Annotated in this window: 25 protein-coding genes; 8 read left to right on the top strand and 17 right to left on the bottom strand. The window is 72.5% G+C overall.

Annotation, left to right across the window (positions count from 1 at the left end; genetic code table 11):
- Positions 1-306: 306 nt before the first annotated feature.
- Positions 307-1344 (top strand): methyltransferase domain-containing protein, encoded by a 1038-nt coding sequence (locus tag ABZ809_RS08810; RefSeq protein WP_357561880.1) that lies wholly within the window; start codon positions 307-309, stop codon positions 1342-1344.
- A gap of 153 nt (positions 1345-1497) precedes the next feature.
- Here the strand turns inward: ABZ809_RS08810 and ABZ809_RS08805 are convergent, their stop codons facing one another.
- Complete coding sequence (locus ABZ809_RS08805) at positions 1498-2166, bottom strand: NUDIX domain-containing protein (protein ID WP_357561879.1); 669 nt, start codon at positions 2164-2166, stop codon at positions 1498-1500.
- 469 nt (positions 2167-2635) lie between these two features.
- On the opposite strand from ABZ809_RS08805, the gene ABZ809_RS08800 reads away from it, so the two are divergent.
- Together ABZ809_RS08800 and ABZ809_RS08795 are read left to right on the top strand one after the other, a co-directional pair.
- A complete protein-coding gene (locus ABZ809_RS08800) occupies positions 2636-3496 on the top strand; it encodes a hypothetical protein (RefSeq protein ID WP_357561878.1) in 861 nt (286 codons plus the stop codon).
- 371 nt (positions 3497-3867) lie between these two features.
- Entirely contained in the window at positions 3868-4230 is a 363-nt protein-coding gene (locus tag ABZ809_RS08795; RefSeq protein WP_357561877.1) for a hypothetical protein, read from the top strand.
- A 33-nt stretch (positions 4231-4263) separates the two neighbouring features.
- On the opposite strand, the gene ABZ809_RS08790 is transcribed toward ABZ809_RS08795, so the two are convergent.
- Both ABZ809_RS08790 and ABZ809_RS08785 read right to left on the bottom strand, forming a co-directional pair.
- Positions 4264-4407 carry a hypothetical protein gene (locus ABZ809_RS08790; protein WP_357561876.1) on the bottom strand — a complete coding sequence of 48 codons (144 nt, stop codon included), beginning with the start codon at positions 4405-4407 and terminating at the stop codon, positions 4264-4266.
- Between the two features lie 133 nt (positions 4408-4540).
- Positions 4541-5092: a DapH/DapD/GlmU-related protein gene (locus tag ABZ809_RS08785; RefSeq protein WP_357561875.1), complete on the bottom strand. Its 552-nt coding sequence runs from the start codon at positions 5090-5092 to the stop codon at positions 4541-4543.
- A gap of 89 nt (positions 5093-5181) precedes the next feature.
- Between ABZ809_RS08785 and ABZ809_RS08780 the strand changes: the two genes are divergently transcribed.
- Together ABZ809_RS08780 and ABZ809_RS08775 are read left to right on the top strand one after the other, a co-directional pair.
- A complete protein-coding gene (locus tag ABZ809_RS08780; protein WP_357561874.1) occupies positions 5182-6111 on the top strand; it encodes a LysR family transcriptional regulator in 930 nt (309 codons plus the stop codon).
- A gap of 535 nt (positions 6112-6646) precedes the next feature.
- On the top strand, positions 6647-7378 hold the full coding sequence (locus ABZ809_RS08775; protein ID WP_357561873.1) for a hypothetical protein: 732 nt from the start codon (positions 6647-6649) through the stop codon (positions 7376-7378).
- 401 nt (positions 7379-7779) lie between these two features.
- Here the strand turns inward: ABZ809_RS08775 and ABZ809_RS08770 are convergent, their stop codons facing one another.
- From ABZ809_RS08770 to ABZ809_RS08715, 12 genes are all read right to left on the bottom strand, one after another.
- A complete protein-coding gene (locus ABZ809_RS08770) occupies positions 7780-9399 on the bottom strand; it encodes an ATP-binding cassette domain-containing protein (protein WP_357561872.1) in 1620 nt (539 codons plus the stop codon).
- On the bottom strand, positions 9396-10301 hold the full coding sequence (locus ABZ809_RS08765; protein ID WP_357561871.1) for an ABC transporter permease subunit: 906 nt from the start codon (positions 10299-10301) through the stop codon (positions 9396-9398). The genes ABZ809_RS08770 and ABZ809_RS08765 overlap by 4 nt, the downstream gene beginning before the upstream one ends.
- Positions 10298-11248, bottom strand: coding sequence for an ABC transporter permease (locus ABZ809_RS08760; protein WP_357561870.1), 951 nt, complete (start codon positions 11246-11248; stop codon positions 10298-10300). The genes ABZ809_RS08765 and ABZ809_RS08760 overlap by 4 nt, the downstream gene beginning before the upstream one ends.
- Positions 11245-12804 (bottom strand): ABC transporter substrate-binding protein, encoded by a 1560-nt coding sequence (locus ABZ809_RS08755; RefSeq protein WP_357561869.1) that lies wholly within the window; start codon positions 12802-12804, stop codon positions 11245-11247. The genes ABZ809_RS08760 and ABZ809_RS08755 overlap by 4 nt, the downstream gene beginning before the upstream one ends.
- A 40-nt stretch (positions 12805-12844) precedes the next feature.
- Complete coding sequence (locus ABZ809_RS08750) at positions 12845-13678, bottom strand: class I SAM-dependent methyltransferase (RefSeq protein WP_357561868.1); 834 nt, start codon at positions 13676-13678, stop codon at positions 12845-12847.
- Positions 13675-14940 carry an MFS transporter gene (locus ABZ809_RS08745; RefSeq protein WP_357561867.1) on the bottom strand — a complete coding sequence of 422 codons (1266 nt, stop codon included), beginning with the start codon at positions 14938-14940 and terminating at the stop codon, positions 13675-13677. The genes ABZ809_RS08750 and ABZ809_RS08745 overlap by 4 nt, the downstream gene beginning before the upstream one ends.
- Positions 14937-16034: a dipeptide epimerase gene (locus ABZ809_RS08740; RefSeq protein WP_357561866.1), complete on the bottom strand. Its 1098-nt coding sequence runs from the start codon at positions 16032-16034 to the stop codon at positions 14937-14939. The genes ABZ809_RS08745 and ABZ809_RS08740 overlap by 4 nt, the downstream gene beginning before the upstream one ends.
- On the bottom strand, positions 16031-17128 hold the full coding sequence (locus tag ABZ809_RS08735; protein WP_357561865.1) for a cysteine synthase family protein: 1098 nt from the start codon (positions 17126-17128) through the stop codon (positions 16031-16033). The genes ABZ809_RS08740 and ABZ809_RS08735 overlap by 4 nt, the downstream gene beginning before the upstream one ends.
- On the bottom strand, positions 17125-18012 hold the full coding sequence (locus tag ABZ809_RS08730; protein ID WP_357561864.1) for a DUF364 domain-containing protein: 888 nt from the start codon (positions 18010-18012) through the stop codon (positions 17125-17127). The genes ABZ809_RS08735 and ABZ809_RS08730 overlap by 4 nt, the downstream gene beginning before the upstream one ends.
- Positions 18009-19307: an ATP-grasp domain-containing protein gene (locus ABZ809_RS08725; RefSeq protein WP_357561863.1), complete on the bottom strand. Its 1299-nt coding sequence runs from the start codon at positions 19305-19307 to the stop codon at positions 18009-18011. The genes ABZ809_RS08730 and ABZ809_RS08725 overlap by 4 nt, the downstream gene beginning before the upstream one ends.
- 742 nt (positions 19308-20049) lie before the next feature.
- On the bottom strand, positions 20050-20805 hold the full coding sequence (locus ABZ809_RS08720) for a class I SAM-dependent methyltransferase (RefSeq protein ID WP_357561862.1): 756 nt from the start codon (positions 20803-20805) through the stop codon (positions 20050-20052).
- A 99-nt stretch (positions 20806-20904) separates the two neighbouring features.
- A complete protein-coding gene (locus tag ABZ809_RS08715) occupies positions 20905-21474 on the bottom strand; it encodes a hypothetical protein (protein ID WP_357561861.1) in 570 nt (189 codons plus the stop codon).
- Between the two features lie 149 nt (positions 21475-21623).
- On the opposite strand from ABZ809_RS08715, the gene ABZ809_RS08710 reads away from it, so the two are divergent.
- Positions 21624-22748 carry a hypothetical protein gene (locus ABZ809_RS08710; RefSeq protein WP_357561860.1) on the top strand — a complete coding sequence of 375 codons (1125 nt, stop codon included), beginning with the start codon at positions 21624-21626 and terminating at the stop codon, positions 22746-22748.
- A 230-nt stretch (positions 22749-22978) separates the two neighbouring features.
- Here the strand turns inward: ABZ809_RS08710 and ABZ809_RS08705 are convergent, their stop codons facing one another.
- Positions 22979-24064 carry a serine hydrolase domain-containing protein gene (locus tag ABZ809_RS08705; RefSeq protein ID WP_357562086.1) on the bottom strand — a complete coding sequence of 362 codons (1086 nt, stop codon included), beginning with the start codon at positions 24062-24064 and terminating at the stop codon, positions 22979-22981.
- Positions 24065-24518: 454 nt separating this feature from the next.
- Between ABZ809_RS08705 and ABZ809_RS08700 the strand changes: the two genes are divergently transcribed.
- Entirely contained in the window at positions 24519-24782 is a 264-nt protein-coding gene (locus tag ABZ809_RS08700; RefSeq protein WP_357561859.1) for a hypothetical protein, read from the top strand.
- Between the two features lie 178 nt (positions 24783-24960).
- Here the strand turns inward: ABZ809_RS08700 and ABZ809_RS08695 are convergent, their stop codons facing one another.
- Positions 24961-25629 (bottom strand): class I SAM-dependent methyltransferase, encoded by a 669-nt coding sequence (locus tag ABZ809_RS08695; RefSeq protein WP_357561858.1) that lies wholly within the window; start codon positions 25627-25629, stop codon positions 24961-24963.
- Between the two features lie 58 nt (positions 25630-25687).
- Between ABZ809_RS08695 and ABZ809_RS08690 the strand changes: the two genes are divergently transcribed.
- Complete coding sequence (locus tag ABZ809_RS08690) at positions 25688-26032, top strand: helix-turn-helix domain-containing protein (RefSeq protein WP_357561857.1); 345 nt, start codon at positions 25688-25690, stop codon at positions 26030-26032.
- Positions 26033-26054: the final 22 nt, after the last annotated feature.

Raw genomic sequence — 26054 nt, 5'->3', positions numbered from 1 at the left:
CTGGCGACCTCGACCTCGCCGCCGACACCGCCCGAATCGCCCTACGCCGCCTACCCACCGTCAGCTCCGCACGCAGCGTCGCACTCCTGCGTCGCCTCCACGACGACCTCGCCCCCGCCAGCGCCCGCTCCCCTACCGCGCGGAACCTCAACGACCTGCGGACCTCCTTCCCGCCCTGACCCACCGCTACGGTGCGGTGACCGGTTCGGAGGCGCAGGGGGCATGCCGGCGCCGAGCCCGGTCGGAAGAGTCCTCATCCCTCACGGGACCGTCCACGCTTCACCGGTCACCCGCGGAAGGAATCCTGTGACCGCTGCCGACCCGCTGCACGCCAACGTCCCCGAGCAGTTCTACGTCCACAACCCGGATCGCGGAGAAACCCTGCACCGCTCCGCAGCCGAGGCCATCCACCGCGACGTGACCGCCCTCAATGTGCACGAAGGCAACCACGTACTGGAAATCGGCACCGGCACCGGTTACTCCGGGGCGCTACTCGCCTCCCGAGTTGGCGCGACCGGGCGCGTGACGAGCATCGACATCAGCGACGACCTCGTCGACTGGGCGGACCGCCTGCACCGCCAACGCGGCGTCACCACCATTACCTGCCACACCGCCGACGGCGTGACCGGCTACCCGCCTCACGCCCCCTACCAGCGCATCGCCGCCTGGTGCACGCCTCCACGGCTACCCCGGGCGTGGGTGAACCAACTCGCCCCGAACGGACGGATCGTGGCCTGCCTGCCCATCGCCGCGCAGCCGTCCACCACCCTGGTCACCACCATCACCCTGACCGCAGGACAACCGCACGTCGAGGCAGTCACCTTCGGCGGCTACGCCCAAAGCACCGCCACCCCTGTCGTCGACGCCCTGACCCTGCCCGGACGCTGGGTGGACCACCACACCGACCAACCCGACCCGGCATGGATATCCATCGGCTGGCGCGACCAGGACGACCCGCAACACACCGGCGCCCGCACCGCGCTCAACCTCCTGCGCAACCCCGGCCACACCGAGACCTACCACCGCGCGCCCCTGAACTGGCCGTCATGGACGGCCTACTCCGTCATCGCCGGCGGACCACAACGCAGCATCGCCGCCCTGGACGACGGCAAACGCGGCATCGGGCACACCACCCCGACCACCGCAGCCGTCATCCTGACCGACGGCACCATCCTCGCCGACAGCACACGCTCGCCATCCCTGACCGCGCTCCGGTCGTGGCTGCACCGATGGGAACGAGCAGGCCGACCCGACGCCGGCTGGTTCCGCCCCCGCCTCGTGCCCAACGACGGAAAGGACCTGCCTGGCTGGGACCTACGAGTCACCGCCGGCGTCGCCCTGTGACGCTCGCGGTCACCACGTCTCGTTTGACTCGCCCCCGCTGGCGCCACGAGCGAAAGGATGCCAGCCCAATGTCGTACCGGTATGTGCGGCAGCATGCAGTAGTCCACCGGCGCCTCGGCCCGATAAGAGAGCGCCCGGGACCGGCCCGAGAGATCACGCCGATGTTCTCAACGACCGCGCGATGCGGTGGCCTACGAGCCGCTCGGCCTCGCCCAGTGGATACCAAGCGGCACCTGCCACCTCCGACTCCTGGATCGATCCCACTTGAGCGCAAGCTGTAGCGAAGCAGTACCCGAAGTCGAGATGGAAGTGTTCCGGTTCGCCCTTGTCGGGCCGGGCCGGCACTTTCCCGTACTCGACGTAGACGGGCAAATGTGAGGTCGAGGCGACATCGGTGAGATCAACACCGGTCTCCTCCGCCAGTTCCCGCGTCGCCGCATCGATCAGCGAGGCGTCGGTCGGCTCCAGGTGCCCTCCAGGCTGCAGCAGGATTCCATAGGCAAGGTGATCGACAAGCAGCACCTCGGCTCCGCCGCGCACCAGGAGGGCGCCTACGGTGACGTGCAACGGAAGATGGGACCGCGAGGTGACCTCCGCCCCTTCATTCAGCATCTGCAGCGGCACCGACAGCGACGTGGCTTCGTGCGGGTAGGACCCGAGGTAGGCCGTCAGAAGACGCCGTTCGTCGCCGCATGCGAGGCAGTGTGTATCGGAGCTGATCCCGGCAGCGTAGCGATCGAAGACCGCTTGGACGACCGTGGCGAGAGGTGCCGTCGGGTGGTGTTCAGGGTCAGGCAGTAGGCGGTTCGGCACCAGCCCCACGAGTTCCAGGGCGGTGGCGTCCGTGGGGTCCGCCTACCAGTCGCTTCCCTCGACGCCGGCGGGCGGCGTACTCCTGGGCATGTGGCAGGACCACGTCGCGAGCCCGCTGCAGTTCGTCGGCGGCGCGGACGAACGCGCCGAGATCGTCGGTGAGCCTGCGTGGGATACGCGCGAAGACGATCAGGTGGTGCCAGGTGGCGCGGAATCCGTACGGAGCGCAGTGCAGCGTGCACTCCCGCAACGCGTAGAGCCGACGCTGCGGCGAAAGAGTGCTGTCACGGACGCGGCGCCTGCGCAGGAAAACTGGTCACGGAGCCAATGGTGGCCTGTCCGGCAGGCCGCACGAGCACGTTTCGGTGCCCGGACGAAACCACGAGACAGGACGAGGCAGGACCCGTCGACGGTTGCATCACGACGCCATCTCCGCGGCAGGATACGGGCGCCTACGATGATCGGAGATACTCCCACCGTGCGAAGCGACCTCGACCAGATCGAAGCGGCGTTCGTCGGCACGCCACTGGCCGGCCTGCCGATCGGGCACGGCCCGTCGGGCACTGTCCTCGTCGCCGACGTCGACCCCAACCGCCTGCACGAGTCCTGGCAGGCGGCCGACGCACTGGTGCCGATCCTCGGACGTCGGCCCGTCATGGTCACCGACGACTTCGACGACACACTGAGGATCCGGCCGAAGCCCGAGCCAGGTCCGTCAGAGTCGGAACTGCGCGCGTTCGTCGAGGTGGCCGAGTCTTCCGACCCCTGGCTGACCTACCGCCACCACAGCGAGGACGACGAGGTCGACGAGGGTGAGGTCGAGTACTACACGCGTGGCATAGCCAGCGCCGACCTGGACCTGACGGCCCTGGTGTCGGACGTGGCGCTGCCGACTCCACGCCAGGCGCTGGAGAGGGCGCTCTACGATCGGCTGCTCGCCGACGCCGACCTGCACGCCAAGGTGCGTGGCAGCGTGCAGTTCGTGACACAGACCGACTACTGGTACACGCCTGACAGCGTCCTGCTCATGTTGCTGCCCACCAGCGGCGTCCGCAGCTCGGGGTACTGGGTGGACTTCTTCGGTGCGCCCACTCGGGGATACCAGCGAACGCTCGCCGAGGTGCTGGCGCAGTGGCGTCACCGGTGGGACGCCCGCCTGGTCGCGTCGTGGGGCACCATGCTGCAGTTCCAGGTGGGTCGTCGCCCTGCACCTGGTGACGAGGCGTGGACCGCGGCCGGCCAGCTCAAGGCGCTCGCCCCGAACCTCGACCTGAGCCGGTGGGAGGTTGCCGTTGCCTTGCCCGCCGGTGACGCCTGGTTCGTGCACAACCGGCCCTGACAGTCTCGACCAGACTGCGGCCCTCGGCCGCTCGACCTGACACCTACGGTCACCCTCGGCGACAAGCGCTTCCTGGCAGATGCGCGACCGCGCGCCTCGCGGCACGAGAGCAAGTTCTGACAGCCTGCACAGACCGTCTGGCCGCGGCCGACGTGGCTCCGCCGAGCGAAGACGCCGTGTCCAGCGAACAACTCGGTCGCCACTCGTCCTGTCGATCTCGTGGGGTCGCTGGACATCGAAAACTTGGAAGTTGGCAAGGACTTCAAGCTCTACCCCGGGGGTGGTCGCCGGGCCTGCTCTGCGGCTTGTCGAGGCGGTCGGTGTCTCCACGGGACAGACGCGTTCGGCTGCGTCCAGCAGACCCAGGCGCGGTGCAGAGCCATGAGCCTCTGCTCGTCCGTTCAGTGCGGGTGTTGGCTTGGGGTTCCATCGGTCACGAGTTGGTGAGCCTGGGCTGCGGCGTCAGTGACTTCACGCCATTCGGGATGGGTGAGGTAGTCGTTGTCGCCGGCCTGACCGAAGCGGTCCACTGGCTCATCGACGACACCTTCTGGGACCAGCGCCATCCCCGCCACGACATCGGCACCATCCTCGCCAGCACCAGCGAGGCTGACGCGATCGCCGCAACACTCGAACCCCTGATCGCCATCCTCGACGAACTCGGACCTACCGCCCCGGCCAGCACGTGGTCTGGTGTGGGCGCAGGGTCGCAAGGATGGACAGGGCGTTGGTGATGTCGGCTCTGCGGTCGGGCCAGGCGATGGTGGTCATGCGGCTGCCAGTTCGGTCTCGGGGCGGGTGGTGCGGGTGTGGTGATCAATACCATGGTGCCCTTCGGCGAGGTAGCGGCCGTCGCCGGTCAGCCAGATCCACGAAGTGACGGCAAAGCGGTGATTCGTCTCCTGAAGCACGAGTTCACGGCCTTTCAGAAGCCGGTTGGGGGTTGATGCGTCGTCTGCCGGTGCCCGGCGGCGGGGCCGCCTTGGGCCCTCCGGGCGAGCGCGCCGTCAGGAAGCTGGCTGCCGGCGCGCTCGCCCGGACGGGTCAGTCGATCGCCTTGACCACCCGCGCGGGCACTCCCGCGACCAGCGTGCGGGCAGGCACGTCACGAGTGACGACAGCGCCGGCGGCCACGACCGCTCCGGCACCGATGGTCACGCCCTGAGTGACCACGGCGGCCGTGCCGATCCAGACGTCATCCTCGATCACGATCGGCGCGCTGGTGACGTACTCGCGCCGCTCGGCTAAGGGCAGAGGGTGGCCCCCGGTGATGAGGCTGACCTTCGGGGCGATCATGACGTTGTGGCCGATGCGGATGCCGCCGTGGTCCATGAACGTGCAGCCCTGGTTGACGAAGACGTTCTTCCCGAACGTCGTGCCCAGGCCGTACTCGGTGAAGAAGGGCGGATAGATCGTCACCGACTCCGGCAGCGGAGCGCCGAAGACAACCGCCAGTAGTTCCGCGCGGCCCTCGGCGTCGCTGAACGGCAGCACGTTCAGCCGCGAGGTCGCGTCGGTCACCTGTGCGATCCGCTCCGCATAGCGCGCGAAATCGGGCGTCTGGACATACATGACCTGGTCTGTGATGGCGGGCATGCGCCGATCACAGCACCTCGGCGAAGGCGCGATCAAACAACCCCACACGGACCCAGACACAACCAATGGTTGTGGCCATAGAGTGGGGTGTGGATGTCGAAGCGCTGCGCACCTTCGTGGCCGTGGCCGGGGCCGGCCAGTTCCAGGCCGCGGCCGACGAACTCAAGATCAGCCAGCAGGCGGTCTCCAAGCGAATTGCGGCCCTGGAGAAGCATCTGGGGGTCGCGCTGCTGGTACGCACCTCCCGCGGCTCCCGGCTGAGCCTGGACGGGCAGGTCTTCCTGCCGCACGCCAAGCAGGTCCTGACCGCCGTCGAGCAGGCCGAGCAGGCCGCGCGCCCCGGCGTACGCCCGCTGCGCGTGGACGTCCTCAACCGGCGCATCGCTCCGGCCCAGGCCGTCTACCGCTTCTACCAATCCCGCCCGGAGACCAGCCTGGACGCGGTCACGCTCAACGAGGAGAATGCCGTCCAGGCCGCCCGGGCCGTACTCGAAGGAACCATCGACGCCTCGTTCCGCGCCTTGGCGGCGGACCAGGTCCCGGCGGGGATCACCGCCGAACGGCTCCTGGACTCGCCCCTGGAGCTCCTGGTCGGGCCCGGTCACCCGCTGGCCAGCGCTGCCTGGGTCAGGCCCGCCGACCTGGCCGGACACCGTATCTGGATCCCCGGGATCAGGCCGGGCACCGAGTGGGCGCAGTTCTACCGGTCGCTGTCGCAGGCCTTCGGCCTGAGTATCGACGCGCTCGGCCCCAACTTCGGCGACGAAGCCCTGATGGACGCCCTGGCGGACTCGGCCTCGCTGGCAACCCTGGTCGGCAGCGGGGACCGCTACCTATGGCCCCAGAACTACCACCTGCGCCGCATCCCGCTGCGCAAACCGACCCCGCTCTACCCGCACATGCTGCTCACACGCACCGGGGACAAGCACCCCGTGCTGACCGCGTTGCGGGACCACCTGCGAGTCTCAGGACCGCGGACCACCGATGACGTGTGGACCCCGGACTGGGCGGCCCACTGACCGTCCACCCGATCGGCAGACACGTCCTGGTCGCCGGTGCGAGCACCGTGTCGACGCAGCGTCTCGCCGCGCGGCGGTTCCAACCTGCTCCCAAGCCGTATCGCGGGCGCAGGTTCAATGGAGTTCCCGGACCTGGACGGGCTCATCGAGTGTGACGCGATGTTCGACGCGGCGAACCGGTTACCGGTGAGCAGCAGTTCCACCTGGACCGCCCGGTGTGGCACGGGCACTCTCGGGGTTGGCAGATCGGATCTGCCACGATGTCCATCCTGTCCCTGACGGCTGACGGGTTGCGCTGCCGCTGGTTCGAAGGACCGTCGGCGACGATCTTTGTCTGCTGGGCGTGGTCGGAGCTGGGCATGCCGATGCCGCCCTTCGCCACGGTGTGGGCCGATTCCGCTTCCCGCAGTGACTGGGGCCGACGGATGGTCGGCGCCTGGCTGGACGAGGTCACGCAACCCCGACAGCTGTCCGGACACGATCGCCGGTGGGAGGACGCCCCCGCCCCGGGGCTGTCGCGTCTACTGTGGAACGGATGCTCACGGATGATGGTCGACTTCTGTCCCTGTCCCTGGCCGCATGGTTGGAACCGCTCGCCTTCGACGCCTGGCGGGCCACCCAGGTGACCGAACTGTTGACCGATCAGGTGAGCCGGTGGGCTCGTGAGCAGCGGTGGCAGGTCCGCCGGGAAGCCCTCTCGCGGGTGGACCTGGCCGCCCGGCAGGGTGTCGGATACCTGGACCTGCTGTGCCGCCGACCGGACGGGGTCCGGATCGCGATCGAGATCGACCGGACCGACAAGGTGCGGTCCCAGAGCAAACTCCAGCACGAGGCACGGGCCGGGGCGATCGGGCTGTGGTTGCAGTGGGGTGTGGCCAGGTGGAGGCCCGCACCGACCGGTGTCCATCTGGTCCGGCTGGATGTGCGCCGACGCCACGACGCTGCCCAGGGCAGGGCGCTCTACACCCGGACACCGCCGTCGAATCTGCCCGCTCCCGACCACAGCCCGGCGCTTCCCCCACCGACCGCCCCCGCCCTCGTCGCCCCGGCCCCGGTCGTTCCGCCGCCGGCGGGCGGCTGCACGGCGACGACCCGCACCGGTCAACCGTGCCTGATCGAGCCCCGGCCATCGGGCCTGTGCCACGTCCATGATCCGGCTGTGCAGTGCGGCGCTCTCACGGCCAAAGGCCGGCGATGCACGGTGGCCACCGGCGGCGGACCATGCGAACACCACCAGGACGCCGACGAGCCGCCCGCCCTGTTCTGACGGTGCCGGAGCTGATCGACGAGCGCCAGGGGCCGCCCACACCGGGCCGCCCCGTCACACGTTCAGGCCGGTGCGGGAACGGGAACCACCAGGGCCGGCACTCGGCCCGGCAGGAGGATCGCGAAGTGCACGTCCGGCAGCTGCCGTCGCGGGCGTCGTGGACCGGGTCTGCCACCGATCGCCTCCGCACCCGGCACTCTGGCGTCGGTCTGCGGACAGAGGTACCGGTAGCCGGGCTGCGCGGCGACGAACGCGACCGCCGGTGCGACCAGCGCGCGGGCGGGCCCGTGGCGGCGGTGCACCGGGCTCACGTACACCCGGAAGAGCTGGGCGGTGGTGGTGTCCGGGTACCGCTGGGCGAGGAACTCCGGATGCGGCGGGCTCTTCGGCGGTGCGGGCGGTCATTCGAGCTGACTCTTTCCTGCGCGGTCGGGTACGACAACGTCCTCGTGCAACAACGACCGGCTCAACGACTGACGGGCCGAGGTGAGCAGCGTGGCCGCCGGGCCGTCCTCGATGACCCGGCCGTCGTGCAGAACGGCCACCCGGTCCGCGAGCCGCGCCACGACGTCCCGGTCGTGACTGATCACCAGCAGGGCGAGGTCGTCCGCCCGGCGCAGCTCGTCGACGAGAGCCAGGATCCGGTCCCGGGTGACCGCGTCCAGCCCGGCGGTGATCTCGTCGCAGATCAGCACCCGCGGCTCGGCGAGCAGGGCGCGGGCCAGGGCCGCCCGGTGCAGTTCCCCGCCGGAGAGTTCGCCGGCGTTCCGGGTGACGAGATGCCCGGCCAGCCCCACCCGGTCCAGGGCGGCGCGGGCCGCTGACCGGGCCACGTGCGCCGGTCGGCCGTGCAGCCGTACCGCCGGACGGGCCACCTGGTCGAGGACCGGTCGCCAGGGGTCGAAGCTGGCCCGGGCGTCCTGGAAGACGTACTGCACCGCGGCCAGGTCGGCACGGTCGCGCCGGTCCACGGTGGCGGCGAGCGGCCGGCCGGCCAGCTCGACGGTGCCGGCACGCGGCCGGTGCAGGCCGGCGACGCACCGGGCCAGGGTGGTCTTCCCGCTGCCGGAGCGGCCCACCAGGGCCAGGCATTCCCCGGCGGCGAGGGTGAGGTCCACGCCCTCCAGGACGGGCCGGCGGCGGCGGCCCCCGCCGGAGTGTTCGGCGGCCAGGCCGCCGACGCCGAGCACGGGCGGGCGGGCTCCCGCGCCGACGCGGGTGCCGGCGGGGCGCGCGGCGAGCAGCCGGCGGGTCCAGTCGTGGCGGGGCGCGTCGAACACCTCGGCGGCGGTGCCCGCCTCGACCGGTCTGCCCTGGTGCAGGACGAGCAGCTCGTCGGCGACCTCGCGGACCAGGCGCAGGTCGTGGCTGAGCAGCACGACGGCCATTCCGCCACGGGCCAGGGCCGTCAGCTCGGTGGCCACGTCCCGCCGGGTCAGGTTGTCCTGCCCGGTGGTGGGCTCGTCGGCGACGAGCAGGTGGGCCCCGGTCAGCAGCGAGTGGGCGACGACCAGCCGCTGCTGCTGCCCGCCGGAGAGCTGGTCCGGGAAGCGGCGCAGCAGGTCCCGGTCGGCGGGCAGGGAGACCCGGTGCAGGGCGGCCCGGACCGCCTGCCGGGCCCGTTCCCGGCGGGCCCGGAGATCGCCGACCGTCGTCCCAGGCCACCGGGGCGAGCAGGAGTGCGGGAGGTGCCGGCGGGCGATCTCGTGCAGCACCGGGCCGACTCGGCGGACCGGGTTGAGCGCCGCCGACGGCTGCTGCGGCACGTAGCCGACGGTGCCCGGCCGGGGCGGTCGCGTCGGGGTGACGTCGCGGCCGGCGACCTCGACCTGGCCGGTGAGGCGGACCCCGGGACCGGCCTCACCGAGCAGCGCCCGACCGAGCGTCGTCTTGCCGCTGCCGGACGCCCCGAGGACGGCGAGCACCTGCCCGGCCGCCAGCGTGAACGACACGCCGTCGAGCAGCGGCCGGCTGCCCGCCTCGGCCCGCAACCCGGCCACCCGCACCACCGTCGCGGTCACCGGCCCTCCTCCCCGTGCGCCCCGAACACCTTCGCCCCGGTGTCGGCCGCCCCGGTGTCGGCAGCCCCGGTGTCGGCCGTCTCGGTGTCGGCCGTTCCGGCGAGCAGCCGGTCGGCGACCAGGTTGACACCGACGGCGAGGGCGACGACCAGCGCCGCCGGCGCCACCACCGCCCACGGTTGCAGGGCCAGGCCGGACCGGTTGCGGTCCACCATCACCGCCCAGTCGGCGGCGTCCGGCGCGACGCCGATACCGAGGAAGCTGGCCGTGGCGACCAGGTACAGGGCGCCGATGAACCGGACTCCCGCGTCGGCCAGCAGCACCCGCCGCACACCCCGGCCGACGTGGTTGACGGCGCGGTGCCACCAGCTCTCCCGGTACAGGCGCATCGCCTCCATGGCCGGCCCGTGCGCCAGCGGCAGCGCGGCGGCCCGGCTGATCCGGGCCACCTCGGGCAGACCGATCAGGGCGACGATCGCCACCAGGGTCACCGGCCCGCGCGGGGCGGTCGCGGAGAGCAGGATCAACAGCAGCAGCGCCGGTACCGCCAGCAGCAGGTCCAGGGGACGCATCAGCAGCTCATCCAGCCAGCGCCTGCGGGTGGTCGCGGCCCAGAGCCCCACAGGCACTCCGACCAGGTACGCCAGGGCGGTGGCCGCCACGGCCACCCCGACCACCGAGCGCCCGCCGAGCAGCACCTGGCCGAGCACGTCCCGCCCGACGAAGTCGGTGCCGAGCGGACCGTCGACGGTGAAGGGCCTCCCCCGCCCGGCCGGCTCGCCGGCCAGCATCGGCCCGGCCAGGGCGACCAGCAGCGGGACGGCGAGCAGCGCCGTGGCCGCGACGGCCCGGGACCGGCTCCGGCGCGCGCCGCGACCGCCGGCGCCGTCCGCCGCGCTCACCGGGCCACCTGGGTACGCGGGGCCAGCCGGAACGCCACCAGATCGGCGGCGAGGTTCACCACGACGGTGACCACGGCGATCAGGACGCAGAGCCCCTGGATCGTCGGCACGTCCCGGGCGGTGACCGCGTCCACCAGGGCGGTGCCCAGCCCGGGAACGACGAACACCGCCTCCACCACGATCACCCCGCCGAGCAGCCAGTCCGTCGTGCGGGCGAGCTGCTGCACCACGGGGGCGAGCGCGTTGGGCAGCGCGTGCCCCAGCCAGAGCCGGGGCCCCGGCAGGCCGAGCCGGCGGGCGTGCGCCACGTACGCCGAGCCGGCCGCCTCGATCAGCCCGGCCCGGATGAGCCGGCTGAGCGAGCAGACCGGCCGGGCCAGCAGCACCACCAGCGGCAGCACCAGCACGGCCGGCTGGGCCAGCAGGTTCCCACCGGTGCCGACGGCGGTCGGCGGGAACCAGCCAAGGTGCGCGCCGAAGAGGGCGACGAGCAGGATGGCCAGGGCGAACTCCGGTACCGCGTACAGGCCGACGACCACAGCCGACAGCCCCCGGTCCAGTCGGCCGCCCTCGCGCCGGGCCGCGAGCATCCCGACCCCGAGCGCCAGCGGTACGAGCAGCAGCAGGGTCGCCCCGGCCAGCAGCACCGTGGGGCCGGCGTTGCCGACGACCACGTCGGCGACCGGCCGCCCGGACACCAGGGACACCCCGAGGTCACCGCGCAGCAGGTCGGCCACCCAGTCCAGGTACCGGTCCCCGACCGGGCGGTCCAGCTCCAGCCGGGACCGGATGGCGGCGATCCGGTCCGGGTCGGGCTGATCACCGGCGATCACCACGGCGGCGTCCCCGGGCAGCGCCTCGGTCAAGACGAAGACGACGGTGGCGACGCCGACGACCTGCGCGAGGCCGAGCAGCAGCCGGTGGCCGGCGTACCGGGGCAGGCTCAACCCAGCCACACCTTGTCGAAGCGCGCCCAGTCCAGCGTGTTGGCGGGCGCGTTGCCGGCCACCCCGCCCACGTGCGGCGCGGTGCCGACCAGGAAGTCGGCGAATCCCCAGACGAGGAAGCCACCTTCGGCGTGCAGCATCCGCTGCATGTCGCCGTACGCCTGGGCCCGCGTACCCTCGTCGGCGCTCGAGACGGCGCGGGCGTAGAGGGCGTCGAAGTCGGGGCGGGCCCACCGGGTGGCGTTGGTGGTGCTGTCGCTCAGCAGCCGCTGCGAGATGTGCGTCTCGATCGGCATCGCCCCCGAACGGTAGGAGGCCAGCGACCCGTTGGTGAGGATGTCGCGCCAGTACGTGTCCTTGTTCCCGGTGGTGGGCAGCACGGTCAGCCCGACCTGCTTCGCCTGCGCGGCGAAGGTGCTGGCGGCCTCGACGAAACCGCTGGCCACGGCGGCGGTGTCCAGCCTGACGGTGAGCCCCTCGGCGCCCGCCCTCCTGATCAGGGCGCGGGCCCGGTCCAGGTCGGGGGTGCGCTGGGGGATGTCGTCGACGTAGTACTGGTAGCCCTTGCCGAACAGGTCGTTGCCGACCTGGCCGGAGCCGGCGAGCACCGTGTCGACGAGCTGTTGCCGGTCGGTCAGCAGGAACATCGCCTCGCGCAGGTCCCGGTTGTCGAACGGGGGCCGGTCCACCTTCATGGTGAAGCCCTGCATGGTGCTGTTCGGCATCCGGACCATCGACACCCGGGCGTCGCCGGCGTGGGTACGGGCGGTGGTCGGGGTGAGGTCGTGTGCGTACTCGACCTGCCCGCCGAGCAGCGCGTTGATCCGCGCCGACTCCTCGTTGCTGATCAGGTACTCCAGCTCGTCCAGGTGGGGTGCGCCCTCCCAGTAGTCGTCGTACCGCTTGAGCAGCAGGCTCCGGCCGGGCCGGAACGAGTCGAACCGGAACGGACCGGAGCCGATCGGCCGGTCGAAGTTGTCCGCGCCCTCCGGCACCACGTACGCGCCGAAGGCGGCGAGCACGTTCGGGAACTCGGCGAACGGCCGGGTCAACCCGAACTCGACGGTCCGGTCGTCGACCGCCCGGCTGTTGCGCAGGTCGAGCAGGCCCAGGCTGGCGCGGGCACGGAAGGCCCGCTTCGCGTCGGTGATCCGGCCATAGCTGTAGAGCACGTCGGCGGCGCGGACCGGGCGGCCGTCGTGGAAGGTGGCCTCCCGCAGGACGACCCGCCACCGGGTGAGGTCCCCGTTGGGCTCCCAGCCGCGGGCCAGCCGGGGCTCGATCGACACGTCCGCGCCGTAGTCGGCGAGCTTGTCGAAGAGCGCCTTGGCCCGGGACGCCTCGTTGAACAGGTTGGCCAGGTGCGGGTCGAGCGTCTCGGTGGCGCCGCCTCCGGCGAACGCGACCCGCAGCCGGCCGCCCCGGCGCGGCGAGCCGGGGCCCCTCCGGTCGGTGGCGTCGGCGCCGCAGCCGGTCAGCGCGGCCGTCGACAGCGCGACCGCCCCGCCGAGCAGGGCGCGCCGGCTCAGCCCGGCGGTACGTGTGCGGTGGTGCATGGTTGTTTCCTCTCTTGGCACGGATGGTTCAGCCGTGCCGTCAGCACGGGTGGGCGTCGTCGCGGCGGAGTGCGACCAGGTGCAGCCGGTCGCCGGCCAGCCCGGCACCCGGGACGGCCCGCGCCCGCCACGGCGGGTCGGTACGCGGGCCGGGGCGGTCGAAGAGGGCCAGCACGTCGAATCCGGCGCCGTCCAGCAGGTGTCGCAGCTCCATCGGGAAGAGCAGCCGCCACGCCGAGGTCTGCACGAGCGGCTGGAGGCATCCCGGCCAGGTCCACGTCCGTCTCCGGCGCAGCAACTGCGCTTCGTGGTCGATCCACAGCAGCGTGTGCGACGTGTACGGGGTCCCGCACCAGCGCACCGTCCGGACGTGCTCCCGGTCGAGCAGATCACCGCCGCCGCCGAGGAAGTAGGCGCCGTTGCGCATCTCGGCGACCAGCAGCCCGCCGGGGAGCAGGTGGGCGTGGCAGCGGTCGAGGAAGGCGGTCAGGTCGGCGTTGTCGTGGCAGTACAGCAGGGCGCTGTCCAGGCAGGTGACGACGTCGAAACGGCCGGGGAGGTCGTACCGGCGCATGTCGGCGGCGACGAAGCGCACGGCCGGGTGCCGCTCGCGGGCGTACGCCAGCATCCGGTCGGAGACGTCGATGCCGGTGACCGACCAGCCCAGCCCGGCCAGGTGTCCGGCGTCCCGTCCGGTGCCGCACCCCACGTCCAGCAGCCGCCGACCGTCGGTGGTGGCGTACCGGTCGACCAGGTCGGCGACGAACCGGGCGGCGAGGTGCTCGGGGTCGGGAAACTGTGCCTCGTACAACTCGGGGTTGTCGGTGAGCAGGTTGGCCGAGACGACCGCCGGGTCGCCGGGACGGCCCGTCACGTGCGGGCCTCGCCGGCGGTGGCCACGGCCGGGGCGGCCGGAGCCGGCCGTGGGGTCAGCCAGCCGGCGCGGTGCAGCAGCCACACCGCCGAGGCCGAGGCCAGCCCCAGCCCGGCGCAGAGCAGCCAGGCCGCCGACGGCACGGGCCGCGCCGGGTCACCGGCGTCCATGGCCCCGCCGACGACGGCCGTCCCGGCCGCCGCCACCACCCCGGACACCAGGTAGAACAGGCCGAAGTAGGTGCCGGTCAGCCCGTCGCGGGCGAACGCCGGGATGAGTTCCAGCACGAACGGCTGCGCGATCAGCACCCCGACGGCGAGCAGCAGCGCCGCGCCGAGCACCGGCAGCAGCCGGACCGGCGCCGGGCCGGGCAGCGACACCAGCGGCAGCAGGAAGCCGCCGCCGAGCACGGCCAGGCCGAGGGTGATCGCCGGCCCCCGGGCCACGTGCCGCTGCAACCAGGCGGTGACCGGCACCTGCCAGGCCAGGGTGGCCACGGTGGAGACCACGAAGAGCGCGGCGACCGCCGCCGGCTGCCCGGTGGCCCGCTCGGCCTGCACCGGCAGCACCAGGTAGAGCTGGTTCTGCGAGGCGTACAGGGCGCTCAGCGCGAGGGTGAAGGCGAGGAACCGGCGGTCGGTGGCGCACTCCCGCCAGTCGCCGAGCACGCTCTGCCCGCTGGGCACCCTCGGCTGTGCCGGCAGCACCAGCACCTGGGCCACGGTCAGCACCGCGAACACCCCGGCCGCACCGAGCGCGGCGACCCGGAAGTCGATCAGCAGCAGTGCCCCGCCGAGCAGCGGCCCCACCAGGGACCCGGCGCTGGCGAAGACGTTGAACAGGGCGAACGCCTCGGCCCGCCGGTCCGGGGCGGCCTGGGCCAGGTACGCCCGGACCGCCGGGTTGAACAGCGCCCCGGCCAGCCCGGACAGGACCGACGCGGCGACCAGCACCGGCAGCGACACCCCGACCGCGAACAACCCGAAACCGACGGTACGCAGCGCGCAGCCGGCGATGATGACCCCGCGCGCGCCGAGCCGGTCCGAGGCGGTGCCGCCGAGCAGGAAGAGCCCCTGCTGACTGAGGTTGCGCACGCCGAGGATCAGGCCGATCAGCGCGGCGGAGAGCCCGATGTCGTCGGCGAGGTACCCGGCCAGGAAGGGCAGCAGCAGGTAGAAGCCGACGTTCACCCCGAACTGGTTGACCACCAGCAGTTGGATCGCCGCCGGGAAGCCGCGCAGCGTACGCCAGGTGGCGGTCATCGGGTCACCTCCGTGGCGGACGGTCGGGACCGGACGCCGGAGCCGGCGGCGGGCGGCCGGGGCGGGGCGCCGGTGGATCGCAGCGTCACGCCCAGGCCGGGCGCGCCGGTCGGGCGCAACGTCCCGTCGTGGCCGCCGAGGCCGGTCCACGGGTCGTCGGCCAGCAGCAGGTGCCCGTCGAGGTCGACCCAGCGGGCGTACCGAGCGAGGTGCAGCGCCGGGGCGATGCCGAGCGAGCTGGCTACCAGGCAGCCGAGCATGACGGCCAGCCCGTGCTCGCGGGCGGCGGCGACGATCCCGAGGGCGGCCCGGATCCCGCCGCACCTGGCGAGCTTCACGTTCACCCCGGCCACCGCGCCGGCGAGCCGGGACACGTCGGCCTCGGTGGCGGCGTCCTCGTCGGCGACCACCGGCACCGGGGTCCGGGCGGCCACCCACGCCAGCCGGTCCACCCGGCCGGCGGGGATCGGCTGCTCGACGGCGGCCACCCGGTGGCGGGCCAGCGCGTCGAGCCGCCGGAGCGCCTGCTCCGGTGTCCACCCGCCGTTCGGGTCGAGCAGCAGCTCGGCCCGCGGTGCGGCGGCGCGTACCGCCGCGACCCGGGCCAGGTCGTGGTCGTCACCGGCCTTGACCTTCAGCACCCGGAAGCCGGCCTCGGCCAACCGGCATGCGGTCGCTCCCGCCTCGGCCGGCGGCACCAGTCCGATGGTGTGGGCGGTGGCCACCGCCCCCGGTTCCGGCGCCCCGACCAGGCGGTGCACCGGCACGCCGGCCTCCCGGCCGAGCAGGTCGTGCAGCGCGGCGTCGAACGCGGCGGCGGTCCCGGGGTGGAGCCCGGCGACCAGCCGCGGCAGGTCGGCACGGAGTGCCTCGGGGGCGTCGTACCCGGCGACCCGGTCCCGCAGCCCGGTCAGTTGGGCGTGGATCCGGTCGAGGTCCAGGTCGAGGAAGCGGCTGGTCACCGCCTCGCCGTGCCCGATGGCCCCGGCGTGGTCGAGACGCACGAGGACGGCGTCCCGGCGGTCCATCGTGGACCGGGAGATCCGCAGCGGCTCGCACAGCACCAGCGGATACGCCCGCCAACTCAGCCTCATGCCGGCACCCGCTCGTCACGGGCCGGGCCGACACGCGCCGGATCGACGCGGGCCGGATCGACGCGGGCCGGATCGACGACGGTGCGGCAGCGGCTCCACCGGGTCACCTCGGCCGCCCACGGGTGCGGGATCTCCACCGGATGCCCCCGGGTCGGGCCGGGCAGCCCGTGCCGGGCGCACCACCCGTCGTCGTAGATCGAGTCGAGGTACCGGTGCGGGCCGTCGGGAAAGACCGCGAGCACCCGGGCCCCCGGCTCGGTACGCGCCACCCAGGCGGCCACCCGGGCCGCTGCCCCGGTGCTCCACCCGCCGGTGACGAAGGCGTGCCGGGCGAGCAGGCGGCAGCTCTCCACCGCCTCGCCCGGCCCCACCCAGTGCACCTCGTCGAAGGCGGCGTGGTCGACGTTGCCCGGGTGGATGCTGCTGCCCAGCCCGCGCATCAGCCGGGGCCGGGCGGGCTGGCCGAAGACGGTCGACCCGACGGTGTCCACCCCGACCAGCCGCAGCCGGGGCCAGTGCCGGCGCAGCGCGCGGGCCACCCCGGCGCTGTGCCCGCCGGTGCCGACGCTGCACACCAGCACGTCCACCGCGTCGACCTGACCGGCGATCTCGTCGGCGAGGCTGACGTACCCGGCCGCGTTGTCCGGGTTGCGGTACTGGTCCGGCCACCACGACCCGGGCAGCCCGGCCCGGACGACCGCCAGCCGGTCGAGCCGGGCCCGCTGCCAGCCACCGACCGCGTCGGGAGTGTCGACGACCTCCAGCCGGGCCCCGTACGCGCGCAAAAGGGCACGCATCGACGGCTCCAGTTCCCGGTCCACCACCAGGTGCACCGGGTGGCCGAGGGCCTGCCCGGCGAAGGCCAGCCCCACGCCGAGGGTGCCGCTGGTCGACTCGACCACCGGGGCACCCGGGCGCAGCTCGCCCCGGGCACGGGCGGCGGTCAGCATGGCCACGGCCGCCCGCGCCTTCATCCCCCCGGGACTGGCACACTCCACCTTGGCCCAGAACCCGCCGTGCCGGCCCGGCAGCGCCGCCTGCACGTACGTCACCGGGGTCCGACCGACCAGGGCGAGCAGGTGCGGGGCGCTCATGCCGACACCCGGTAGCGGTAGATGGTGGTCGGCCCGCCGTCGAGCCAGAAGAACGGGTAGGGCTCCGCCGACACGGCGGTCAGCCCGGCCCCGAGGAACCGGGGCAGCACCGCGCTGCCGGTCTGCGCGAACGCGACCAGCGGCTTCCCGGTAATCCGGGCGTGCTCCAGCAGCGGCTCGAAGGTCCCGTTGCCCACGGTCATCCCTGACACCAGCAGCGCGTCGCAGTCGTCGAGGAGCGTGCTCGCGTCGGGCCGGCACGGCTCGCCCCACTCGGTGCTCCCGCCGGCCCGGTCGCAGGGCAGGTAGCGCAGCCCTCGTTCGCGTAGCGCGGCGAGCAGCGAGTTGACCACCCCGACGACCAGCACCGTCGCGCCCGGACCGGTCGGGAGGAGATCCACCACGGCCGCCGCCCGCGCCGTCGACTTGGCCAGCGACGACCCGCCGGGCAGCGGGGCCGCTTCCGCGCCGGCCCCGGCGTGCGGCCGGATCCCCATCAGGTACGCGTCCAGCACCGCCACCCGCACCGGGGCGAGCGGGTGGGCGAGCAGGTCGGCGACGGGGACGCCGACACAGTCGTACGCCACCTCGTCGGGCAGCTCGCCGGGCTCCACGGCGCAGGAGCCGACCGCCGCCCCGACACGCAGGCTCAGCACCTCGTTGCGGTACGCCCGGCCCCGGCCGCAGTGCCGAGTGCCCTGCCGGGTGACGAATCCGACGCTGACCGTCGACCGGGCCGGGTCGGGTCCGAGACGTCCGGCCAGCACCGCCGACACCAGCTCGTCCACCGTCCGGTACGCCCCCACCCCGGGCGCGGTCGGCGCGCTCGGCCCGGTCGGGGCGGTCGGGGCGGTCGGGGCGGTCGGCGTGCTCGGGGCGGTCACGCGACGGCTCCGGCCAGGTCGTCGGCGTACCGGACGGTGAGGCCGGCGACCAGTTCCTCAGCGGCGGCGAGCGCCCCGGCACCGGTGGTGTCGACCGTGGCCACGTGCCCGAGGTAGCTGTTGTTGTCGGTGGCGTCGCCGCTGCGGTACCCGGCGGGCCGGACCGCGTGGTCCACCACCCGCGGGTCGCCGGCGAGCCGGTCGGTGCCCGTGATCTCGGTGACGGTGCCGGCACGCGGTGGCAGCAGGAAGGCGATGGCGGCGCTGCGTACCCCGGTGTCGGTGGGAGTCAGGTCGGGCCGCTCGCCCAGCGCGAGCTGCGCGTACGCCATCGGCAGGTCGATGCCGGTGACCCGGCGGACCAGTTCGGTGATCTGGTTGCCGGCGGGTCGGGGGTTGATCTCGATCACCCGGGGGCCGGCCGGGGTCAGCCGCAGCTCGGTGTGGACCACCCCGTGGTCGAGCCCGACGGCCGCGAGGGCCGCGACGGCGGTGTCCGCGGCGGCGCGGACCAGATCGCGGCCCAGGTCGGCGGGGAAGAGATGACCGCTCTCCACGAACCAGGGCTCGCCGGCGAGGCTCTTGCCGGTCACCCCGACGACCGTGGTCACCGGTGCCGACCCGCCGGCCACGGCGGCGGGCACGGTGACCGTCTCGACGCTCACTTCGGGGCCGGTGAGCAGTTCCTCGATCAGGACCAGGGGCAGCCGGTGCTGCCGGCGGGCGTTGACCGGGAACCCGGCGAGGGCGTCGAACGCCGCACGCAGGCCGGTCAAGTCGTCGACCCGCCGCACGTGCATCCCGGCGCACAGGTCGACCGGCTTGACCACGAGCGGGTACCCGATCCGCTCGGCGGCGGCGACGGTCTCGGCCCAGCCCTGCGCGACGACGAACTCGGGACCGGGGACCCCGGCGCGGCGCAGCGCGTCGCGGGCCAGGTCCTTGCGGTACGCCCGCTCGACCGCCTCGGGGGCGGGGCCGGGCAGCCCGAGGTCGGCGGCGAGCCGGGCGACGGTGCCGAGGTAGTAGTCGCAGGAGGTGATCACTCCGTCGAAGTGCAGGGCGTCGTGCAGCCGGGCCACGTGTGCCGACAGTGCCGCCACGTCGTTGGTCTCGGTGGTCAGGACGTTCTCCGCCGCCAGCAGCGGATGGATGGTGCCGCCAGGGGTGGCGCGCAGGTAGTGGTGCAGGTCCCGGGTGACGAACGTGAACCGATGGCCTCCTTCCCGGACGGCTCTCGGCAACAGGGCGCTCATCGCGCCCACCCAACTCTCGACGACCAGCAGATGACCCATGACGACTCCCGTCCGTGCTCCCCAGGAACCCCCATCTTGTTGGAAATGGTTTTCGTTGTAAAGAGCATCGCCTGGTTTTCCGTCACCGGGTCGGCGCCGGCCAGGGATCACGCCGAGGATCGACGCCTGGTCCGCGCGTCGTGACGCGGGGTCATCCGGCTGCCGTTGCTCGACTCGGCGCTGGTGACGGCAATGGCGACGCGGACGTCACGGGAGGGCTTTCCGCTGACGGCCGCGACGTCCGGGTCGCTGACCGTCAGGTTGGAAGGAGCCTTGATCTGCCATCCCGGCCTATGGCGACTTAGATCGACGATGTTCGATCAGCAGGCTTCAAAGATCCGCAAGCCGAGCAGGCCCAAGAGCGCGACCGGGGCGAAGTCGTTCGCATTGACCGACAGCCGGCGGTAGTGATCAGAGCTTCGAACTGCAGGTGCCCGAGTCCGAGGGTCGGCGACTCGGAGGGCACCGTGGGCCGACGAACGTACTCGGCTGGCGAGTGCCTCAGATGGCGTCGATGACGCAGACCCGATAGAACCCGACTACGACCGACAGGCGCCGCGAAACTGTCGAGGGCTGGTACCTGCGGCGCGCACCACGAGTTGGTCGGCAGGTACGACATTGGAAGCCGAAGCAGGAAAGATAGCCATACATCACCGTGTGTAACCATCGGCGATGAACACCAGCCCACCCGTGGCGGCAGATCAATGCGGCTGCTCCTGCCCGGCGAGATGTCGGCCGGGATCTAGTCGACTGCCCGGCGAGCGAGAAGCGCGAACGAGTTGGGCAGACGGCCGGCCCATGCCGCAGCGTCAACGCCACCCATGCGCCAAAACGGGTCGGCATACTCGCCGAGGTGAAGGATGTGCAAGCCGGCTGCGGCCACCGTCGTCACGACTTCGCCGAGAGTTCGCTGCCACTGGACCGCTCCGCCGGCAGGGAAGGTGTCATTGATGTGACTCCTGGCGAAATAGCTACGATCCGGTCGGATTCGAGGTTCGTCCGCGTCCCACGTCCAGATCGGTGCCGCAGGGTGCTCCTCGTAGATGAACAGATGTCCCGACGGGCGGAGCAGACGGACGATGTCTTGAGCCCACCGGGCCAGGTCGGGCATCCAGATCAACGCGCCCTTGCCGGTGTAGACAAGGTCGGCGCAGGCATCGGCCAGAGGAGCGCCGGGGAGCGCCGCGACGATGTACCGGCAAGCGACACCGAGCTCGTTCGCACGTCGCTGCGCCGCGCGGACCGCAACCTCGCTGTAGTCGACTCCCACCACCGACTTCGCGCCAGCCTGCACGAGAGCGACGTCGTCGGTGCCGTTCCCGCTCTGCCAGTGCACAACATCAGGCGATCGGCGCAACACGTCACGCAACAAGTCGCGCTCAGCCTCGACAAGCGATGAGCCGGCTGCGGCCTCCGCCAGCAGGGCCTGGTACTCCCGGACGTGCTTCTGAGATGCCGCCTCCCAGGCACGCCTGTTCGCCCGCGTCGTCGCGTCCATGCTTCGGACACTGATCCGCTGTTGCGCGTCCGTCAACCGCAATATGGACGGCGCGGACCGCTGCGTTCCATCTCGGCGCGGCTGGGGGCCGTCACTGGCCTAGCGGGACGTGTGGAGCGGCTGTGCCGATCGGCTCGGGATTGGTGAGTTGTCGAGCAGGGCGCCCAGTGCGGCGGCGGACTCGTCGGTCAGGCGGTAGACGCCCTGGAGGCTGACGGAGCGTTCGAGACGGCCGTCGACGACGTACTTCAGGGTGCGCTGGTCACCCCGCCGGTTGCGCCAGGTCAGCGTGCCGAGCAGGTCACCGGGAACGGTGATGTCGAAGCGGATCGGGGTGGCCTCGACATGCACCGGGACCGCTCCGCACCCGTCGGCACCGAGCATCGCCCAGGCGTCGTGGCCCGGATGGGCCGGATCCCGCCAGGTCACCGGGGCGCTGCCGCAGCAGTCGCGCCGCTGCTTGTCGACGACGCGGAGCCGGCTCACCACGTGCAGCACGCAACGGTTGACGTGCAGCGCGAAGACGGAGTCGCCGACCCCGACGCTGGTCCAACTGGGCAGGGACTGGTGCACCCCGCTGAACGCCACCGGAGGCCGCTCGCCGGCCCGGTGCCTGCGCAGCTCCCGACAGACGTCCTGGGTCCACAGCGCGGTGAAGGCAGCCGACATGGCCGTGATCGTAAGAGCCCCGACCGACAGTTCCGGCCATGACGCCATCGGCCGCAAGCGGACCTCGGCACCCGCCCCTGCACCGTGGACAGAGATGTCACCGTCGCCTGTTACCTTCGCACCTCCCCGACGCGGAAAGGGTTGCCGCAGTGGAACGCACCACGGCCTACACCGACTCCTGGTACCGACAGCCCGACCCGGTCGAGCGGGAGGATGGCCGCCGGCTCACAAACCAGCACTGGGTACGCGTGGCGGCGGTGTGGCTGCTGGCGACGTGGTCGTCGCAGCAGGCTGCCGGCTGGTCGTCGACGGTGGTGTCCGGGCGGACCAGGTCCCGGCGGGATCAGCAGTGGCCGGAGCCGCCGCCGTTGACGGAGATCGCGGACGCCGCCGGCCTTCCGGAGGTCACCGGCGCGACGGTGCTGACCAGTCGGGTGTCGGTCGGGCCGGGACGGTCGTACGAGCCGGTGCGCACCGACGAGGAGGTGGCGACCGAACTCGTCAGCCTGATCTCGGCCGTGGTGGGGACACCCGACCGGCGCGCGGCAGTGCTGGTGCGGTTCCTCGCCGACGAGCTGGCCGGCCCGTACGCCGATCTGCTCCGGCTGACCACCGACGACGAGCGGCCGGACGAGCCGGGCCGCCCGGCGCCGCTGCACCTGCTGCACCGCGACTTCGACGGCAGCACCCTGCGGGTCTCGCTGCATCCGGCTCCGGAGATTCGACAGCCGCCGGTCACCGACTCCGATGGCGCCGACGCCGCCCTGCGGACCCGGCTGGCCTGCATCATGACGTTGCTGAGCGACCTGCTCTGGGTCAACAACAACAGCCCGGTCACCTTCCGGTTCCGGATCGGCCGGCTCGACCCCGGGGACGGCGATCCGGTGGCCGCCGCGGCCCGCTGGTGGGTCGAGAACCGCGAGGACGCGGACGAACACGACGAGGAGGCGTTCCGGCCCGTACCGGCCGCCGACCTGCGTGCCGGTCTCCGCAATCTGGTACGCCTGCACCTGAGCGAGCTGTTCGACGGGAACTGGGACGGCATCGACGAGTTCCCGGAGCTTCCGGCCGATCACCTCGCGACGTTCCTGGGCGACGACCTGATCGACCTCGTCCTGGCTCGGACGGGTCCCGACGCGCACATCGGGTACGCCGGCCTGCTGCCGACGACCTGGCCACCCGACGACGAGGACTTCGAGGAGGAACCACAGACCACCGTGCTGCTGGTCGACCGGCACGAGGTCGCGGTCCTGGAGATCGACATGACCTGCTGAACCGGTCACGCGGGCGAGCCGAAGGACGGCTGCTGGACCTGCCACGGGCCAAGGTGACCGGCGGGATGGGCTTCCGACCGTCCCCGACCGACGCGATCGACACCGATCGAACGCGGCGCCCAAGCGGCGCGATCTGCCGCGATCGGAACGCGGCGCCGGAACGCCACGGCACGGCCGTGCGGCAGCCGCGACCGGAGTACGGTGTCCGGTCGCGGCTGCCGGGCGACAGCTCAGCGCTGCGGCAGTGGCCTGACCAGGGTCGGTGCGCCCGGCGCCGGGACGACCGCCGGCACCCGGGCGGCGTTGGCGGTCCGCGCCGCGACGGCACTCTCACCGACCAGTGCCGTGTTCAGGAACCTGCCGACCGCCTCGCCGATCGGGTCCGGCGTGCCGGGCAGCGCGTAGTGCGTCACGTTCTGGGCGAGGCTCACCTGCCGCCGACCGTCCGGAGTGTGCAGCGAGATGGCGCTGTGCCCGAAGACCAGGCCGTCGTGCCCCCAGACGTCGCCGGTCGGCCAGGTCATCCGGTAGAGGCCGAGCCCGTAGCCGGCGGCCTCCGGCTGGGCCGGGTCGAACGGCACGGTGGTCTTCATCGCGGCCAGTTGGGCCGGCCGGAGCAGCCGGCCACCGAGCAGCGCCCGGAAGAAGGTGTTCAGGTCGGCCATGGTCGAGACGAGCGCCCCGGCCGTCCAGGCCCAGGACATGTTGCTGACGCTGAAATCGCGCAGCTCGCCCTCGTACCACGGGACGTAGCCCTTGCTGTGCGGGCCGGCGATCCGGGGACGCGGGCCGGGGAAGTACGTCTGCCGCAGCCCGAGCGGCCGGAGGATCCGCCGGTGCACCTCGTCGGTGGCGGACCGGCGGGTGACCCGCTCGATGATCAGCCCGGCCAGGATGTAGTTGGTGTTCGAGTAGGAGAAGGCCGCGCCCGGTGCCCCGGTCGGCGGCTGGCCGAGGCCGGCCCGGACGAGTTGGCGCGGCGTGAACGTGGTGGACCGGTGCCGCTCGATGTCCTCCGGGGTGGCGAAGATGACGTGGTCGTAGTCGCTGATCCCGCTGGTGTGGTCGAGCAGCATCCGGACGGTCACCCCGGCGACCGCGAACTCCGGAAGATACCGGCCGATCGGGGCGTCCAGCGCGATCCGGCGCTCACCGACGAGTTGCAGCAGCGTGGCCGCCACGAAGGTCTTGGTGATGCTGCCGACCCGGTGCTGGAACCCGGGCAACACCGGTCGACCGGTCGTCACGTCGGCCACCCCGCTGGCGCCCCGCCACCGGTCCCGTCCGTCCCGCGCCTCGGCGAACACACCGGGCATGCCGGCCTCGGGTATCGCGCGCAGGTCGGCGGTGAGCGCCGCGTCCGGCAGCGACCCGGCGGACGGACGGCCGGCCGCGACTGCCGGGTCGGCACCGGCCAGCAGGGGCGTCGCGAGTGCCGTACCGGTGGTGGCCAGCAGGAAACTGCGGCGTGACAGGTGCATGTCGCCTCCCGTGTGACGTAACTGCTGCTCATGGTGCCCCAGGCCGCCAACCGGAAACGTCGGTCTGCGGACCCATCTCGGCCTCCCCACCGGGGATGACCCCGGCTCCGACCCCCGCGGGAGAATCCGTCCGACCAGCGACGGAACGCACCGACGCCGATGCCCGGTACGGTGCCGGTTCGTACGACCGCCGAGGCTGTCCGTCCTCGTCCTCGCCGTCGTCGTGCTGACCACCGGCACCGGTGCCGCCTGACGGCCCGACCCGAGCTGGCAGCTCACCGAGACCGGGGTGACCTCCCGGCTGCGCGGGCTCGCCCCGGTCGACAGCCGGGTCGCCTGGGCCAGCGGCAGCGACAACACCGCGCTGCGCACCGTCGACGGTGGACGGAACTGGCGGCGGGTCGGCCCGACCCGCGTCGAACCGACGCTCCAGCTCCAGGACATCGCGGCCTTCGACGCGTACCGGGCGGTGATCCTCTCCATCGGCGCCGGTGGTGAGCCCCGGGTCTACCGCACCGACGACGGGCCTGCACTGGACCGAGACCTTCCGTAACGACGAGCAGGCCTTCTACGACTGCCTGGCGCCCTTCTACGACCGGCGCGGCCTGGCCCTCTCCGACCCGGTCGACGGCCGGTTCCGGCGCAAGCCGGGAACGGGGCTTGGTATCCGATCGGTTCGCCTGACGCTCAGCCGGCTCCGGACCGCGTTGAACATGGCGGTTCGCCGTCAACTAGGCGTCGCGGCGCAGCGTGAACCAGAAGGTCGGCACCGAGTTGGTGCCCGGTGTGACGTCGATTAGTTCCCAGCCGACGAACCTGGCACGGAGCTCGTCGGCTGTGACACCTGCCGCCCACGACGTGACCTCGGGGATCGGATTGCCGAGCGGCTCGGGGCCGTACCCGAACATCAGCAACCGTGCTCCAGGAGCGGCGCGGTGGGTGAGCCCGGCGGCGTAGGCGTCGCGGCGGTGCAGCGGGACCCCGCAGTAGCAGCTCAGATCGAAGAACAGGTCGAAGGGGCCCGGCACGTCCAGCTCATCGAGGCGGGTGGCGTCTCCGTGCAACAGCCGTACCGCCACTCCCGCCGCCGCAGCTTTCTCCCTGGCCTGGTCGACGGCGCGGTCGATCAGGTCGACGGCCGCCACCTCCCAGCCGTGCCGTGCGAGGTAGGTGGCGTTGGTCCCCGTGCCGCAGCCGAGTTCGAGGGCGCGGCCGGGCGGCAGCGCCCTGTGCCCCTCTACCAGGTCGACCAGCTCGGGCGGCGTCACGCCGGTGTCCCACGGCGGCTTGCCGGTGCGGTAGTAGCCCTCCAGTGCACGGTGGACGGACTCCTCCTCCGGGTCTCGCTGCGTCGAGGCCAGATCCGGTTCCGGCTTCTGGGTGGCGTTGGGCTGGGCCATTGCGTCCTCCAAGTATTAGAGGTGAACTTTAGTAACGCACTCTAAAGATAGACTCGCAATGTGGACAAGGTCAAGCGGCCGGACAAGCGAGCCGAGCGCTCACGCCGCACCCTTGAGTCGAGGCGGCTCGCGAACTGTGCGTCGCGCAGGGTTACGGGCGACGAGCCTGCAGGAGGTCGCGGACCGGGCGGGCGTGGCCGTCCAGACGGTCTACTTCGTCTTCCGCAACAAGCGCACCCTGTTCAGGGACGTCGTCGACACGTCCATCGCCGGGACCCCGAGCCGGTCGCCACCATGGATCGTGAGGTGCCGCGTGCGCCGAGCCCACCGCAGCCGGGCAATCGCGTCCGCACGTCCACGGCACCCGCGGTCCTGGGCCGGGTCTCCCCGATCATGCCGCTGATCGCGGCTGCCGCGACCACCGA

Source organism: Micromonospora sp. NPDC047074, assembly GCF_040643815.1.
In the GTDB taxonomy this organism is placed as follows: Bacteria; Actinomycetota; Actinomycetes; order Mycobacteriales; family Micromonosporaceae; genus Micromonospora.
Note: the sequence above shows the minus strand (reverse complement) of the source record. Positions and strands in the feature narration are given on the sequence as shown.

Bases quoted from the DNA above. Each gene is read 5' to 3' on its own strand.
- ABZ809_RS08735 (WP_357561865.1), bottom strand. From the start codon at position 17,128: ATGAGCGCCCCGCACCTGCTCGCCCTGGTCGGTCGGACCCCGGTGACG.
- ABZ809_RS08745 (WP_357561867.1), bottom strand. From the start codon at position 14,940: ATGACCGCCACCTGGCGTACGCTGCGCGGCTTCCCGGCGGCGATCCAA.
- ABZ809_RS08775 (WP_357561873.1), top strand. From the start codon at position 6,647: ATGCTCACGGATGATGGTCGACTTCTGTCCCTGTCCCTGGCCGCATGG.
- ABZ809_RS08705 (WP_357562086.1), bottom strand. From the start codon at position 24,064: ATGCCCGGTGTGTTCGCCGAGGCGCGGGACGGACGGGACCGGTGGCGG.
- ABZ809_RS08725 (WP_357561863.1), bottom strand. From the start codon at position 19,307: ATGGGTCATCTGCTGGTCGTCGAGAGTTGGGTGGGCGCGATGAGCGCC.
- ABZ809_RS08785 (WP_357561875.1), bottom strand. From the start codon at position 5,092: ATGCCCGCCATCACAGACCAGGTCATGTATGTCCAGACGCCCGATTTC.
- ABZ809_RS08740 (WP_357561866.1), bottom strand. From the start codon at position 16,034: ATGAGGCTGAGTTGGCGGGCGTATCCGCTGGTGCTGTGCGAGCCGCTG.
- ABZ809_RS08695 (WP_357561858.1), bottom strand. From the start codon at position 25,629: ATGGCCCAGCCCAACGCCACCCAGAAGCCGGAACCGGATCTGGCCTCG.
- ABZ809_RS08755 (WP_357561869.1), bottom strand. From the start codon at position 12,804: ATGCACCACCGCACACGTACCGCCGGGCTGAGCCGGCGCGCCCTGCTC.
- ABZ809_RS08720 (WP_357561862.1), bottom strand. From the start codon at position 20,805: ATGGACGCGACGACGCGGGCGAACAGGCGTGCCTGGGAGGCGGCATCT.
- ABZ809_RS08715 (WP_357561861.1), bottom strand. From the start codon at position 21,474: ATGTCGGCTGCCTTCACCGCGCTGTGGACCCAGGACGTCTGTCGGGAG.
- ABZ809_RS08690 (WP_357561857.1), top strand. From the start codon at position 25,688: ATGTGGACAAGGTCAAGCGGCCGGACAAGCGAGCCGAGCGCTCACGCC.